Source organism: Actinosynnema pretiosum (genome assembly GCF_002354875.1).
Lineage (GTDB): Bacteria > Actinomycetota > Actinomycetes > Mycobacteriales > Pseudonocardiaceae > Actinosynnema > Actinosynnema auranticum.
Genome location: NZ_CP023445.1, coordinates 3,826,206 through 3,838,898, shown reverse-complemented (window position 1 = coordinate 3,838,898; position 12,693 = coordinate 3,826,206). Strand labels below are relative to the sequence as shown.

Here is a 12,693-nt window from a genome sequence, read left to right as displayed (position 1 = left end):
GCCCTGCGCTCACAAGCCCGCGCTCACCGCCCTGCCCTCACGCCCCGGTGCGTTAGCGTGGCGGGGTGGACGAGAGCACCCGCGCGCGACGCCCCGGCGGGCGCAGCGCGCGCGTGCGGGCGGTGGTGCACCGGGCCGCCGTGGAGCTGGTCGCCGAGCGCGGCGCGGACCGGGTGACCATCCCCGCCGTCGCCGAGCGGGCCGGGGTCAGCGCGAGCACGCTCTACCGGCGGTGGGGCGGACTGGGCGCGCTCCTGGCCGACGTCGCCGAGCGGGCCGCCGACAGCGCGCCCGACCTCGTCGGGGACCTGCGCGCCGACCTCGCGGAGCAGGCCGCGTGGACCCTGTCCGACCTGGCGCGCCCCGGAGGGATCGCGTTCTTCCGCGCGGAGGTCGCCCCGGACGTGGACGAGCGGCACGCCGCGCTGCGCGAGTGCCTGCGCCGGGCCACGGCCCGCTTCCAGGCGGTGCTGGACGCGGCGGGCGCGCGCGGCGAGGCGGCCCCGTCGCTGGAGCGGGTGCTGGACCGGGTCGTGGCCCCGCTGCACTTCCGCGTGGTGTTCTCGATCGCCGGGACCACCGAGGAGTACGCCCGCGCCCTCGCGCACGAGCTGCTGGACGGGACGCGGTAGCCCGGTGCGGCCGGGGGTTCCCCCCGGCCGCACCGGATCGCGTCAGGAGGTCGTGCAGCCGGTGATCGTGACGCCGGACGCCTGCCCGGAGCCGGTCAGGCCGAACGCGGCGCTCGCCGCCGGGGCCAGCGCGCCGTTGTGCGCGGCGTTCGTCACCGCCCCCGAGGCGTAGGTCCCGTTCCACACGCTGGAGATCGTGGTGCCGGACGCGGTCGTCAGCGCGACCTTCCAGCCCCGCGTGGCCGCCGTCCCGGAGTTGGTCACGGTGACCTCGCCCTGGTAGCCGCCCTGCCAGCTGTTCACCACCCGCAGCACCGCCGCGCACCCGGCGTCCCCGCCCCCGCCGCCCGGCAGGGTCGTCGCGCTGCGGGAGGCCGAGGCCGCCGAGGTGTTGCCCGCCGCGTCCCTGGCCCGCACCGAGTAGCTGTAGGTGGTGGCGCCGCTGAGCCCGGTGTCCACGTAGGAGGTCGTGGCGCTCGTGCCGACCTTCGCGCCGCCCCGGTACACGTCGTACCCGGTGACGCCGACGTCGTCGGTCGCGGCCTGCCAGCTCAGCGCGACCGACGAGGCGGTGGTCGTGCCCACCGCCAGCCCGGTCGGCGCGGTCGGGGCCGTGGTGTCGCCGGGGCCGCCGCCGTCGCCGTAGCGCTGGCCGAGGCTGATGCCGGTGGCGGAGCCCTCGCCGCCGAGCGGGACCTGGTGGTCCAGGCTCACGAACTTGCCGCCGTGCTGCCACAGCGCGGGCTTGAGCAGCGCGTACTTGGCCGCGTCCCAGGTCTTCCAGTCGTCGAGCAGCAGCCCGCCGGTGTCGCCGGAGTTCGGGTTGAGCGCCCAGAACGTCTGGTGCAGCCCCTCCTCGACGATCAGGTCGCGCAGCGCGGCCATCCACCGGTCCTGCCGCTCGTCCTCGCCGAGCCGCCCGCCCCACTCGCCGATCAGCAGCGGCGCGGCGCCCTGCTCGTGCAGGTACAGCCAGTTGGGCCGCCACACGTCGGTGATCAGCGACTCCTTGGTGAACGGCTTGTCGAACCACGGCTGGTTGAACACCAGGGGGCCGTAGTCGTGCGGGGAGTAGACGAGCTGGTCCTGGTTCGCGCCCAGGTTCACCGGGTGCTCGGCGACGCCGCGCAGGTTGCCGCCCCACCAGGTGTGGAAGTAGTTGGGCGTGCGGTCGGGGTTGGTGTCGGGCGCGTCCCAGCCCTTGCCGGGGCGCGGGTAGACCTCGTTGCCCTCGCACAGCACCAGCAGCTCGGGGTTGATCGCGAGGATGCGGCGGCCCGCGGTCTCGCAGGTGTGCTTCCAGTTGTCGACGTCGGTCGAGCCGTCCCACTTGGCGCGCGGCGAGTCGCCGGGGCCGCCGTGGGGCTCGTTCTTGACGTCGACGGCGATGATCGTGTCGTTGTCCTTGTAGCGCGCGGTGACCCACTCCCAGGTGGAGTAGAACACCTCCGGGGTGACCGAGCCCTTGTACCAGACGGGGTGCACGTGGCCGGAGTTGTCGGCCTCGGCGCTGTGCACGTCCAGCAGGACCTTCAGGCCGAACCGCTCGCACAGCCGGAGCCAGAAGTCGAAGATCTGGAGGTTGTCCATCCCCGCGAGCTCGGGGTTGGCGTAGTCGTTGATGTTCGGCTTGGCGACGGTCCTGCCCTCCTTCCACTCCTGCAGCAGCTGGGTGGAGACGGGCACGCGCACGAGGTTGACGCCGCGATCGGCCATCGCCTTGGTGATCTCGGTGATGTTGGCCGACCACAGGCCGTGGAAGACGCGCTCGGTGGCGTTGAAGCCGAACCAGTTGGCTCCGGTGAGCTGGACGCGGTTGCCCGCCGCGTCGACGATCCGGTTGCCCTGGACGTGCAGCCAGTCCTTGGCGGGCGGTGCGGCGGAGGCGGCGGGAGGGGCGAGCGCGGAGGCCGCGAGGGTGGCGGCGACCAGCGGGACGGCCGCGAGCGCGGCCAGCCACCGCCGTCCGCGCCCGTGGGTCGGTGACAGCACTGTCATCCTCCGGGGTTCGGGTGACGCGGGGAAGGTTCTGGGAGCGCTCCCAGAATGACTGATCGGGGGCGCGCGGAGAAGACCGCAGTCACGGACGAGCTTCGGGGCCCGGCGCGGGTCGACCGACAGGGCGGGTCGGGCGGCGGACAGCCCGACGGGCGGCCCGGCAACGGCCAGCCCGACAGGCGGCCCGGCAACGGCCAACCCGGTGGGCGGCCCGGCAACGGCCAACCCGGTGGGCGGCCCGGCAACGGCCAGCCCGACAGGCGACCCCGGCAACGGCCAGCCCGACGGGCGACCTGGGCAACGAGCGGCCCGACGGGCGGGTCAGGTGGATCGGCGGGCAGCCCAGCAGGCGGTCCGGCAAGCGACCCGGCAGACGGGCCAGGCGGCCCGGCGGGCGGGTCGGCGGAGCGCGTCGCCGCACGCCTCCGCCGACCCGCCGGGCGCTCCCGGCGGCCCCTGCTCGCCGGGAGGCGCGGCGGCGTCCCGCCCCTGGGACGAGCCAGGGGCGGGACGCCGGTCGCGGGGGTGGGGCGGAGTCACGAGCAGGCGGTCCCGTTCAGCGTCGGCGACGAGAACGGCGGTGTGCCGCCACCGTAGTTCGCGTTGTACCCGACGGTCACCCGTCCGCCGGACGCGAGCGCTCCGTTCCAGGCGGTGTTCACGACCCGGACCCCGTCACCGGTGTCGGTCCACGTCCCGTTCCACCCCTGCGTGACGGTCACACCGGGCGCGGAGAACTCCAGGGTCCACGAGGAGATCGCGGACCCCCTGTTCTCCACGACGACCTCTCCGGTGAACCCGCCGTTCCACTGGCTGACCACGCGGTGCGTCACCGCGCAGCCGCCGCCGGGGTTGCCCCCCGGCGTCGTGGTGGTGGGCGACGTCGTCGTGGGCACGGGCCCCGCCGCCACCGCCAGGTCGTAGGCGCGCTGCGGCACGAACTGCCCCGCGCTCGCGATGCACCCGTCCGCCTCGCCGACGATCTTGACCCACAGGAAGGCGTCGATCTGCGAGTCGCCGGTGTTCTTCGTGCTGGGCGTGCCGATGGCGCGGCCGGGCGGGTCGCACCACTCGCTGCCGAGCGGCCCGTTGCCGTTGCGGCTGGTGTCGATGACGGCCTTGAGCCTGCCGTCGCCCAGCGCGTTCAGGATCGCCTTGGTGTAGGAGACCTCGGCCGGGGTGGTGCGGTAGTTGGAGACGTTGCTGGCGATGCCGTCGGAGCTGCCGGACACGTCGGCCCCGCGCAGCCGGTTCGCGGCCTCGGCGGGCGCGAGCCAGTCGGAGTTGCCGATGTCGAAGTAGACCTTCGCCTGCCCGGAGCCGGACTTGAGCTTGCGGCCGGCGTAGGACATCGACGCCTTGGTCTGGTTCTGCTGGTCCGCGCTCTGGCAGTTGGACATGATCGGCAGCACGTCGGGTTCGAGGATGATCGACGCCGGTCGCCCGCCGAGCCCGGCCGCGACCTCGTCCACCCACGCCCGGTACGCCTGGTGGGACGGCGCGCCGCCGCCGCTGGCGCCGCCGCAGTCCCGGTTGGGGATGTTGTAGACGACCATGATCGGGATCTTCCCGGCCGAGGCCGCCGCGCCCACGAAGGCGCTGACCTCCGAGCGGACGGTCGAGGTGTTGGTGGTGGTGAACCACTTCGCCTGCGGCACCGAGGCGACCCGGTCGCGGATGACCGCCGCGCGCGAGTCGTTCGGGTTGGCCGCCACCCACCTCGCGCTGGAGCTGCCGGGGTCGGTGTAGAACGCCGAGTCCGCGGCGGTGGCGGTCTGCCCGCCCCCGGTCACCAGGACGGCCGCGCCCGCCACGAGCGCGGCGGAGAACGCGCACGCTGCTGCTTTGCCGATACTCGCCATTGAGCTCCCTCTCGCGGTGCGTCTCGCCCGAGTCGGACCCAACCAGGCGGGGACGAGGGGCGTCAACGCGCTCGGGGGAAAGCTAAAGTTGTTAGCGCTATCTTTAGCTCGATCATTTCTCCAACCAAATGCCAGGTCATCGCCTCACCGGCTTGACGTGCAGGTTGGGAGCGCTCCCCGAAATTTTTACCTCGTTCGGCCCACTGCGGCAGGCGCAGCGCAAAAGCCTTCTTGTGAACGCGCACATCAAATGCCAGACTCCTGCTCGCCGCCCCGTTCCCGTCCCCCACCACCACGGCGCGCCGGGTGGTCCTCGGAAGGTGTGGAAGATGGAGCTGACATCGAGGTCAGTGTCCCGAGCCGGGTTCGGCGCGGTGGCGCTGGCCGCCGCGCTCGGAGCCACCCTGCTCGTGAGCACCCCCGCCAGCGCGGCCACGACCCTGGGCGCCGCAGCCGCCCAGACCGGCCGGTACTTCGGCGCGGCCGTCGCGGCGGGCAGGCTGAGCGACTCGACCTACGCGAACATCCTGAACCGCGAGTTCAACTCGGTCACCGCCGAGAACGAGATGAAGTGGGACGCCACCGAGCCCAACCGGGGCCAGTTCAACTACACCGCCGGTGACCGGATCCTCAACCAGGCGCTCAGCAGCGGAAAGCGGGTGCGCGGGCACGCCCTGCTGTGGCACCAGCAGCAGCCGGGCTGGGCGCAGAGCCTGAGCGGGTCCGCGCTGCGGCAGGCCGCGCTCAACCACGTCACCCAGGTCGCCACCCACTACCGGGGCAAGATCCACTCCTGGGACGTGGTGAACGAGGCGTTCGCCGACGGCGGCTCCGGGGGCAGGCGCGACTCGAACCTCCAGCGCACCGGCAACGACTGGATCGAGGCCGCGTTCCGCGCCGCCCGCGCGGCCGACCCCGCCGCGAAGCTCTGCTACAACGACTACAACACCGACGGGATCAACGCGAAGTCCACCGGGATCTACAACATGGTGCGGGACTTCAAGTCGCGCGGCGTGCCGATCGACTGCGTGGGCCTCCAGTCGCACCTGACGAACAACGCGCCGTCGGACTACCAGGCCAACATCAAGCGCTTCGCGGACCTGGGCGTGGACGTGCAGATCACCGAGCTGGACATCGCGGGCTCCAACCAGGCCAACGCCTTCGGCGCGGTGACCCGCGCGTGCCTGGCCGTGCCGCGCTGCACCGGCATCACCGTGTGGGGCATCCGCGACACCGACTCGTGGCGCGGCGGCGAGAACCCGCTGCTGTTCGACGGCAGCGGCAACAAGAAGGCCGCCTACACCTCGGTGCTGAACGCGCTGAACGCGGGCGGCACGACCGTGCCGGGCGAGACCCCGCCGACCACCACTCCCCCGACCACCCCGCCCACCACGACGAACCCGCCGCAGCCGGGCGGCTGCACGGCGTCGGTGTCGGTGAACTCGTGGGAGGGCGGTTTCGTCGCCACGGTCAAGGTGACCGCCGGGTCGAGCGCGCTCAGCGGCTGGAAGGTCACCACCGCATTGCCCTCGGGCACGTCGGTGACCGGCTCGTGGAGCGCGAACGGCAGCGGCACGTCCGGCACGGTGGACTGGACCAACGTCGACTACAACGGGGCCGTCGCGGCGGGCCAGTCGACCGAGTTCGGCTTCCAGGGCACCGGGAGCGCCGCCGGTCTCTCCCCGGCCTGCGCGGCGAGCTGAGGCGGCCGTGCGCGCCACGACCCACCCCCGCAGCGGCCTGGTCGCGCTGGTGGTCCTGGCGCTGGCCGTCACCGCGTTCAGCGCGGTGACGGCCGGCCCCGCCAGGGCGGACAACCCGGTGGTGCAGCACATCTACACCGCCGATCCGGCGCCGATGGTCCACAACGGACGGCTGTACCTGTACACCGGCCACGACGAGGACGGCTCGACCTACTTCACCATGAAGGAGTGGCGGGTCTGGTCCACCACCGACATGGTGAACTGGACCGACCACGGCTCGCCGATGAGCGTGGGCACCTTCGCGTGGGCCAGCAAGGACGCCTGGGCAGGGCAGGCGGTGGAGCGGAACGGGAAGTTCTACTGGTACGTGCCGGTGGTCAACCGGGCGACCGGCCGCATGGCCATCGGCGTCGGGGTCTCCGACAGCCCGACCGGCCCGTTCCGCGACGCGATCGGCCGCCCGCTGGCGGAGAACGGCGAGATCGACCCGTCGGTGCTCATCGACGACGACGGCCAGGCGCACCTGTACTGGGGCAACCCGAACCTGTGGCACGCGCGCCTGAACCCGGACATGGTCTCGCTGGCGAGCGCCCCCGCGCAGATCCCGCTGACCACCGCCGGGTACGGCGCGCGCACCGGGAACGCCCAGCGGCCCACCCTCTACGAAGAGGGGCCGTGGGTCTACAAGCGGGGCGGCCTGTACTACAACGTGTTCGCCGCGCAGTGCTGCTCGGAGTTCCTCGCCCACTCGACCGCGCCGACGCCCACCGGGCCGTGGACGTACCGGGGCGTGGTGATGCCGACGCAGGGCAGCAGCTTCACCAACCACGCGGGGGTGATCGACTACAAGGGCGGCTCGTACCTGTTCTACCACAACGGCGCCCTGCCGGGCGGCGGCGGTTACACCAGGTCGGTCGCGGTGGAGAGGTTCACCTACAACGCGGACGGCACGATCCCCAGGCTGGGCATGTCCACGTCGGGGCCGCCGCCCGCCGACACGCTGAACCCGTACGCGCGGCAGGAGGGCGAGACGATCGCGTGGGGCAGCGGGGTGGAGACCGAGGTGTCCAGCGAGGGCGGCATGAACCTGAGCCACCTGGAGAACGGCGACCACGTCAAGGTCCGCTCGCTGGCGTTCGGCGCGGGCGCGCGGACGTTCACCGCGCGCGTCGCGTCCGCGACGTCGGGCGGCGCGCTGGAGCTGCGCACGGACAGCCCGACCGGCCCGGTGGTCGGCCGCTGCACCGCGCCCGGCACGGGCGGCTGGCAGACCTGGACCACGGTGTCCTGCCCCGTGAGCGGGTTGTCGGGGACGCGTGACCTGTACTTGCGCGCGTCGGGCGGGAGCGGCTACCTGTTCAACGTCGACTGGTGGCGGTTCACCGCGTGACCGCTCCCCCGTGCGGCGCAGGCTCACCTGCGCCGCACGGGGGCCGCCGCACGGCTTCCGCCGACCTCCACCGCTGTTCACACAAGTTCCTCATATCGAACGCCCATCGAACGCCCAGCCTCGCTCCCTACCTTCGGCGGTTCCGGACCTGACACCCCCGATCCCACAGCGAGGTGGACGTGCACGACGACGACGAACCGATCGGAACCCTGCTGGGCAGGCGCCAGGCGTTGACCCTCCTGGGCGCGGCGGGCGCGGCCCTGACCCTGGCAGGCGCCGCCCCCGCCGCCCCCGGCGAGGTGACCCCCGAGGTGGACTGCGTGGCCCGCCCGGACCAGACCGAGGGCCCGTACTTCGTGGACGAGAGGCTCAACCGCTCCGACATCCGGTCGGACCCGTCCACCGGAGCGCTCTCCCCCGGCATCCCGCTCACCCTCTCCTTCACCGTGCTCCAGATCCAGTCCGCGACGTGCCGCCCCCTCCCCGGCGCGGTCGTGGACCTGTGGCAGTGCGACGCGCTCGGCCTGTACTCCGACATCCCGTCGGAGGGGACGAGCGGCCGGAAGTTCCTGCGCGGCCACCAGGTGAGCGACAGCACGGGCCTGGCGAGGTTCGTGACGATCCTGCCCGGCTGGTACCGGGGCAGGACGGTCCACCACCACTTCAAGATCCGGACGACGGGCGCGAGCGGAGGGGCGTACGAGTTCACCTCGCAGCTGTACCTGGAGGAGGCGTTCAAGGCGAACTACCTGAAGCAGCCCCCGTACAGCAGCAAGGGCTCCCCCGACACCACGAACGCCCGAGACGGCATCTACGCCCAGGGCGGCAGCCAACTCCTGCTGAAGCCGACCGGTTCGACGAGCGCCGGGTACGCGGCGAACTTCGCGATCGGGCTGGACCTGTCGGACACGGGGGTGGGGGCGCCCGACTAGCCGGGCGGGCGACCAGCCGGACGGGCGGAGGGCGGGCAACCGCCTTCGCGCACAACGGCTCGCGGGGGCGCGTCGGAACTCCACGCCCCCGCGAGCCGCTCACCTGCACACATCATGCGCCGGCGATTCGCCCGACCGGTGCTCGGTCCAGCACCGCTCACCGATCAGACACCCGCCCGCCACAGCGGTCGAAGAGCCCTGCGGCAGTTCGAGCAACGGATGTCGACAGCGCGGATCGACAAGAACTCGGTCACCGGCAGGCCGCCCTCCCGTCCCGGTCCGCCGCCGACCGCTGTGCCCGTGCCCCTATGCTCCGCCCATGAGCGCGTCGGTGACCTGGGACCAGGTGCGGTCGTGGCGGCTGGGCAGGCAGTTCCTCGACCCGCGTGCCGCCGTGACCGCCGGGGAGGTCGTGGAGCGGTTGTGCGGGGTGCAGGCGCAGGTGGCGTCGGCGGCCGAGTTCGCCGTCGCGACGCGCACCGGCGCCGCGGGCGGGGTGGCGCGCGACCTGGCGTCCGGCGCGCTGGTGAGGACCTGGGCCGCGCGCGGCACCCTGCACCTGCTGCGCCCCGGCACCGCCCCCGACGTGCTCTCCCTGCTCGCCTCGGCGCGCACCTGGGAGCGCCCGTCCTGGCAGAAGGCGTTCGGCGCGACCCCCGCCCAGGTCGCCGCCCTGGCCGAGGCGGTCGGCGCGCTGCTCGCCGGCGGAGAACCCCTGTCCCGCGAGGAGCTCGCGACCGCGCTCGCCGCCGACCCGCGCCTCACCGCCCTGGCCGACCAGCTCCGCTCCTCCTGGGGCGCCCTGCTGAAAACCCTGTCCTGGCAAGGGGTCCTGCGCCACGCGCCCCCGGACGGCGCCCGCGTCGCGTTCACCACCCCGCCGTGGCGGGCGCTCCCCGACCCGGACGACGCCGCACCCCGCGTGATCACCGCCTACCTGAGCGCGTACGGCCCGGCGACCCCGGAGGCGTTCGACGCCTGGCTGCTGCGCGGCGCCCTGCGCAAACCGGTGCTGCGCAAGTGGTTCGCGGACCTGGGCGACCGCCTGGTGACCGTCGACGTCGAAGGCCGCACCACCCACCTCCTCGCCGAGCACGCGGACGCCCTCGCGACCGCGGAGCCCACCACGTCGGTCCGCCTGCTGGGCCCGTTCGACCAGCACGTCCTGGGACCGGGCACCGCCGACCGGGCCCTGCTCGCCCCCGAGCACCGCCCCCTGGTCAGCCGGGCGGCGGGCTGGATCTCCCCGGTGGTCGTGGTGGACGGCCGCATCACCGGCACCTGGTCGATCACGCACGACACCGTCACCGTCACCCCGTTCCCCGGCCACCCCCACCCGGACCCCGAGGCCCTGCGGGCCGAGATCGAGCACGTCGCCCGCGCGGGCGGTCACGACGCGCTCGCGGCGGGCTAGCGGCGCCCCGTGGCGGGACCTGCCGGAGCGGCACGGGCCGTGGGGAGTGGGCCGTCGGTGCCGACTCCAGCGTCGAGCGCTGCTTCAACCGGCTCGAGCAGTTCCGCGGCCCGGCCACCCCGCTACGCCACACGCGCCGCCTGCCACCAGGCCGAACTCACCACCGCCGCCATCACGCTCTGGCCGCGACAACGAATCACCGGACACCGCCAGGGCCCGGCAGGGGGCCGGGGGGCGCCGCACCGCTCGGCGGGCGCCCCCGGTCACCGGTCAGCCGAGCTGGGTGCGGGCGATGCGCAGCGGCCCGATCTCCACGGTCGAGTTGGCGGGCAGCGCCGACACCGCGAGCAGGACCAGCACCACCAGCGCCCCCAGCACGACGAGCAGCCGCAGAACTACGGCCCAGCTAGTCAGAACCGATCGGCCCAGGCGAAGCAGCGGCCCTCCGCCCGGCGCGTCACGGCGGCTGGTCGGCGCGCATATGCCCCTCCGGGATGGTGTTCGCCGACCACCGCGTCCTATCGTCCTCACATCACGCCCTTTCCGACGGGTTGACCAGCGGGGCGGCCGAGACGTCTGTGCGCAGCACGGCCACCCCGCCGAGAGGACTCCCCTCGTGGGGGTCCGCGTCAGGCGGGACGTGTCGGGACCGGTGACGCGGTTCCGGATTCGCCAACGGGCGGCCCACCGGGGCCGCCCGTTGCGCGTCGTCCACCTGACTCTGATTCCAGACGCTAGGCCCGATTCCGCCCGAGGCACACGCGCCAGCGACCACCGGGCCTCTCCGCACGACGAATGGCCAGCGGACTGCACCAGGGCCTATCAGTCTCGCCGATAAACCACCAGCGCGGCTGACGCCCCCGCCGCCAGGGCCCGCACGAGCGCGGCGCGCGGGGCCCTCCGCGCACCCCCGCCTGAGGGGTCCCCTGACACCCCGGCCGACCTGCGTCAACCCCTGGTCCACTGTGGATTCCCGCGCCCGATCGCGCTTCAATGGTCTCCCCTGCCAACCGAGGAGAACACGCGTGCCCAAGATCGTGCCGGGTCTGGTGGTGGCCCTCGCCGCCACCGGCGTCCTCGCGGCCCCCGCGAGCGCCGCCATCACCAGCCCCACCGTGACCAGCACCGCCACCACCGTCACCTTCGAGGTCGGCCGCACCGGGACGCCCGCGTTCTCGCGCGTCTACGTCGACACCGACCGCAGCGCGGCCACCGGCTACGCGCAGGGCGGGATCGGGGCGGACCACCTGCTGGAGAACGGTTCCCTCTACCGCCACAGCGGCGGCGGCTGGGCGTGGACGCAGGTGCGGACCGTGCCGTTCACCTCCGCCTCGGGCGTCGCGCGGTGGACCGTCGAGCGGGCCGACCTCGGCGAGCAGGCGAGCCCGAACGACGTCGACGTGGTGTTCCAGGTCGAGGCCCCGGTGGAGACCTCGGCGAAGGTCACCCACACCTACACCGCGGGCGCGGGCGGCTCGGTCGCCTACCAGCCGTCGAGCGCGAACGTCCCCAACCCGGAACGCGGTCTTTACCACCACACCGGCGACTGCGACAAGGCCGACCTGTCCGCCGACGCGCTGCGCCGGTACCGCACCGAGCAGGGCATCACCCTCGCGATGTGCGTGTTCTACCTGGCCGAGCACCGCTCGTCCCCGATCGCCCAGACCGCCCTCGACCGCCTGCAGCGCCAGTTCGACGCCGCGCGGGTCGCGGGCGTGAAGCTGGTGCTGCGCTTCGCCTACACCGCGTCGGAGTCCGGCGAGGACGCGCCGAAGGAGCGGGTCCTGGCGCACATCGACCAGCTCGCGCCGCTGCTGCGCGCGAACGCGGACGTGACCGCCGTGGTGCAGGCCGGGTTCGTCGGCGCGTGGGGCGAGTGGTACTACACCAAGAACTTCGGCAACGCGGGCGTCGTCTCCGCGACCGACCAGGCCAACCGCAAGGCGGTGGTGGACAAGCTCCTGACCGCGCTCCCGGCGGACCGGGCGGTGCAGCTGCGCACGCCGAAGTTCAAGCGCGCCCTGTACGGGGGCGGCAGCACCAGGATCGGCCACCACAACGACTGCTTCCTGGCCAGCGACACGGACTTCGGCACCTACGAGGACCCGGCGACCGAATACCCGTACCTGGAGGCGGAGACGCGGACGCTGCCGATGGGCGGCGAGACCTGCGCGGTGAACCCGCCCCGCACCGACTGCCCGACCGCGACCGCCGAGCTGTCCCGCTTCCACTGGACGTACCTGAACACCGACTACCAGCAGGACGTGCTGCGCGCGTGGTCGGCGCAGGGCTGCCTGGCGGAGGTCACGGCCAAGCTCGGCTACCGCTTCACCCTGCGCGACTCGGTGTTCCCCACGACGACCACCAGGGGCGCCGCGCTGCCCGTGCGGGTGAACCTGACCAACGACGGCTACGCCGCGGCGGTGAACCAGCGCACCGTGAACCTGGTGCTGCGCAACACCACCACCGGCGCCCTGACCCGCCTCCCGCTCACCGCGGACCCCCGGACCTGGCTGCCGGGCGCCCGCGCCATCGCGCAGGACGCCCAGATCCCGCCGTCGCTCGCGACGGGGCAGTACGCGCTCCTGCTGGAACTGGCCGACCCCGCCCTGCCGGGCCGCCCGGAGTACTCGATCCAGACGGCGAACACCGGCCTGTGGGACGCGAGGACGGGGCTGAACGACCTGAAGCAGACCATCACGGTGTCGTAAGGCAGGCCGCGGGGCGCGGGTAATCGCTCGTGCGCGGAGCGCGCGGGCCGC

The 12,693-nt window shown here is 73.4% G+C and carries 8 protein-coding genes; 6 read left to right on the top strand and 2 right to left on the bottom strand.

The window, feature by feature from the left end; genetic code table 11:
• Positions 1–65 precede the first annotated feature (65 nt).
• Complete coding sequence (locus tag CNX65_RS16395) at positions 66–632, top strand: TetR/AcrR family transcriptional regulator (protein WP_096494036.1); 567 nt, start codon at positions 66–68, stop codon at positions 630–632.
• A 42-nt stretch (positions 633–674) separates the two neighbouring features.
• Here the strand turns inward: CNX65_RS16395 and CNX65_RS16390 are convergent, their stop codons facing one another.
• Positions 675–2,630 carry a cellulase family glycosylhydrolase gene (locus CNX65_RS16390; protein WP_096494034.1) on the bottom strand — a complete coding sequence of 652 codons (1,956 nt, stop codon included), beginning with the start codon at positions 2,628–2,630 and terminating at the stop codon, positions 675–677.
• 536 nt (positions 2,631–3,166) lie between these two features.
• On the bottom strand, positions 3,167–4,492 hold the full coding sequence (locus CNX65_RS16385; protein WP_096494032.1) for a glycoside hydrolase family 6 protein: 1,326 nt from the start codon (positions 4,490–4,492) through the stop codon (positions 3,167–3,169).
• Positions 4,493–4,821: 329 nt separating this feature from the next.
• On the opposite strand from CNX65_RS16385, the gene CNX65_RS16380 reads away from it, so the two are divergent.
• From CNX65_RS16380 to CNX65_RS16360, 5 genes are all read left to right on the top strand, one after another.
• On the top strand, positions 4,822–6,195 hold the full coding sequence (locus tag CNX65_RS16380) for an endo-1,4-beta-xylanase (protein WP_096494030.1): 1,374 nt from the start codon (positions 4,822–4,824) through the stop codon (positions 6,193–6,195).
• A gap of 7 nt (positions 6,196–6,202) precedes the next feature.
• Positions 6,203–7,585, top strand: coding sequence for a glycoside hydrolase family 43 protein (locus tag CNX65_RS16375; protein ID WP_096494028.1), 1,383 nt, complete (start codon positions 6,203–6,205; stop codon positions 7,583–7,585).
• 179 nt (positions 7,586–7,764) lie between these two features.
• On the top strand, positions 7,765–8,517 hold the full coding sequence (locus CNX65_RS16370) for an intradiol ring-cleavage dioxygenase (RefSeq protein WP_096497819.1): 753 nt from the start codon (positions 7,765–7,767) through the stop codon (positions 8,515–8,517).
• Positions 8,518–8,836: 319 nt separating this feature from the next.
• Positions 8,837–9,931, top strand: coding sequence for a winged helix DNA-binding domain-containing protein (locus tag CNX65_RS16365; protein WP_096494026.1), 1,095 nt, complete (start codon positions 8,837–8,839; stop codon positions 9,929–9,931).
• A gap of 1,025 nt (positions 9,932–10,956) precedes the next feature.
• Positions 10,957–12,642 (top strand): DUF4832 domain-containing protein, encoded by a 1,686-nt coding sequence (locus CNX65_RS16360; RefSeq protein WP_096494024.1) that lies wholly within the window; start codon positions 10,957–10,959, stop codon positions 12,640–12,642.
• The last annotated feature ends 51 nt before the right edge of the window (positions 12,643–12,693 follow it).